The following is a 2933-nucleotide window of genomic DNA, read 5'->3' as shown; positions in this document are numbered from 1 at the left end:
ATTTCCATCTCTTCGTTTAACTAAGTTGAATTTGCCCATACCTGATTCAATTGTAGTGTCTCCGCCTGTAGCATAGTCACCATTAACGACTTGAACCAATCCTTTATTGCTACGTTTAGAAAATCTTAATCCAGCACCGTACTTATAGTTTTCATCTGAACCAAACATGATATAACCGTCAGTTTCGTATGCACTATCAGCGTTTGATAATGTGAATGCGAATCGGTTTAAACCAGGTTTATTTTTGGTGTTCGGAGATAAATATATCGGTGCTTCTCTACTTTCAATATTAGCTGAAGCATATGAATCGATAATAATTCGGTTGTAGTCAGATGTTAAAGCGACTACACCGCCATAAGAATTGATTGTTATGCCATTCATACCACTATCACTGTAAGTTTTATCCCACCATTGAATAGTACCGGATGAACCTCCGTCTTCGCCTTCTCCATCAATATATGTTGAAATACCAAAATGTGACATATAAAGTGAACCGCCTGCGGTATTATTTCTAAACCTTAGATGTCCATCTTTAAGACGTGTGAATATATCATCGGTTGATCGTTTGCCTTTCCAAGTTCGTTGTACGATTCCGCCAAGTTCAATAAAATCATTTTGAACTTGTACATAACGGTTAGCATTTCCGCCTTTAATACCAATTCTATTCACATTGATGTCAAGACCTTCATTTGATAAGTTTAGGCTATTAACAATGTCATTTTTACCAACTTTGTTATTAATATTATTTGCGACTACATTAAATTCTCTATTCGCTGTTATATCAACTTTATCGCCACTAATTTTCACGCCATCTTTATCAATAGTATGTGAAGTAATCGCCCCATTTTCGTCATACCTTAAATAGATGCCTTTCATAGCATTTACAGTGATGTCTGCTAACACTCTTGATAGTGTTCTTTTAGAAGCATTAAACTCTTCTTTAGTAGTTCTTAATTTGATTTCCTTACCATTTTGTATAATTTGAGAACCATAGCGAGTCAATGTTTTCCTCTGTGCATCTGTGCTTTCTTTGACCTTGTTGTCTGTATAAGCATTAGCTTTCTTTTCAGCGTTTCTAGCCTTTAGTTCTGCGTTTTGTTTTGCCTCTTCAAGTTTAGCTTGAGCATCTTGTATAGCGCGTTGCTCTTCTTCCGAAATTTTACCATCAGCATACGCTTGCGATTCCTTCTCTTTAAGATCATCTTGAGCATCAATGTATGATTTTAAAGCTTCTTGCGCTTCTTGATTTGCTTGTTCAATACTTGCTTTAATCTCAGGATTATTGGACAAATCACTTAACTGGTCATCAGTATATTGTTTTTGTTCTTCCAATCCGTTTCGATATTCGTTTAACGTAACTTTATCTTTGATTTCACCTTTTAAAGTCGTTCTCTCAGCTTCAGCAGTATCTAAACGTTCAACAATACCGTCTTTGTCTGTTTTATAGTCCGATGTTTTTACATAGTCACGTAATTGTTCTTTTGTGGATTCTCTAGCTGCTTCAATAGCTGTTTTAACAACATTAGGTTCTCCGACTAACTGCAAATCTTCATTCACCGTTAAACCAAATTTTGTTGCTATTATTTCCAACGCTTCTTTATATTTTTCATCAGTGTATTGTGACTGTAATAATTTAAATCTATCTGAAATGGCGATTTTAACATCTTCTACATCTGTATAAACATCTTGTAATTTCTTTCTATACTCAAGAAATAAAGCTTGTGTATCTACCAACCGACCAATCGTTGCAGTTTCGGGTGTCATAGATTCTAAATTATTTTTAATTTGATTATAAACATCAATCACAGCGTCTAAACTTGCTTGTAAGTCCGCTTTCAAATCATTATCTACTAAGTACTCGCTATTCAGTAATTCTGTAGCTTCTGACAAAAGACTAGCGTGTTGTATAGATAAATTAATAAAAATATTGTTTAATTCACTGAATAGCGCTTTCTCTCTTGTTATACCACCTAATTTTTCAACATCATTTGGTGTTGCTTCAATCCATCGACCATTCCAATATCTACGCAAGACAGCAACATCAGGGTTACTTGTATCATACCAAAGCATATCATTGACTGGATTTTCTGGCGGTGTATCACTTTTGTGTATTTTGCGTTCAAAGTATTCTAATTCACCATCTACAACATCTTTAACTATAGTGTTGATATTGCTAATATTATCGTTTAACTTTTGATGTATTATGTTCAATCGCTTGTTAAACTCTTCTCGTAATTCTGATTCTTTGAACTCTTTAGGTTGACCGAATGTATATGTGCTATTTTCTGAAATTATGTTATATTCTTCGGCAATAACTTCTGCCTCTACATACAATGGCGGGTTAAAATCTCTATGTTTTACTCTGACTGTATCACCAATTGATATAATCTCGTGCGGATACGTAACTTCCAAATCAGTAGAAGTAATCTCATATGACATAACTGCCGACTTACGTTTATTTAACTCTGTTTTGGCTAAAGAACGCAACCGTGTTTCATTCATATTTTGATCATCTGATTGAGGTTCGTATATTCCCCAAATATAACGGGTAGGTAAGTTGAATTGACTTTGTGCTTCGTCATCAGTCACAACTAACTCTAAACGCTTTCCTTTGTCATTTTCAGGTCCCACAGCAATTAATGCTGTTTTGATTTCTGACATATCAATCTTCCTAGTTAACCCAACCAAATCTTTACCATACTCAATTTCTTTACCTTTGAATAAGCTGTTTTTCTTTTTGAGTACCACATATCTACCTTTGACGGTATTAGAACTAAGCTCTATATAAAAATCCAATACCATTTTATAGGTTGTACATAATTGCTTTAAAACTTCATATCTAGTTTGATAAGAAGTCCATGACGTAGTACGTAAGCCATCGTATTCGGTTTGTTCAGAAACTTCCCAACCTGTATCGCTCAACACATCTTTCA

The 2933-nt window shown here is 34.6% G+C and carries 1 protein-coding gene; it reads right to left on the bottom strand.

All coding sequences use genetic code 11. The features are described 5' to 3' along the window. Positions 1 to 2933, bottom strand: a 2933-nt coding sequence (locus tag SD53_RS12310; RefSeq protein WP_046520532.1) for a phage tail spike protein, incomplete at both ends; no start/stop codon positions are given.

This window comes from Rheinheimera mesophila, assembly GCF_000986865.1.
GTDB lineage: Bacteria > Pseudomonadota > Gammaproteobacteria > Enterobacterales > Alteromonadaceae > Pararheinheimera > Pararheinheimera mesophila.
This window is presented reverse-complemented; position numbering and strand designations above follow the sequence as displayed.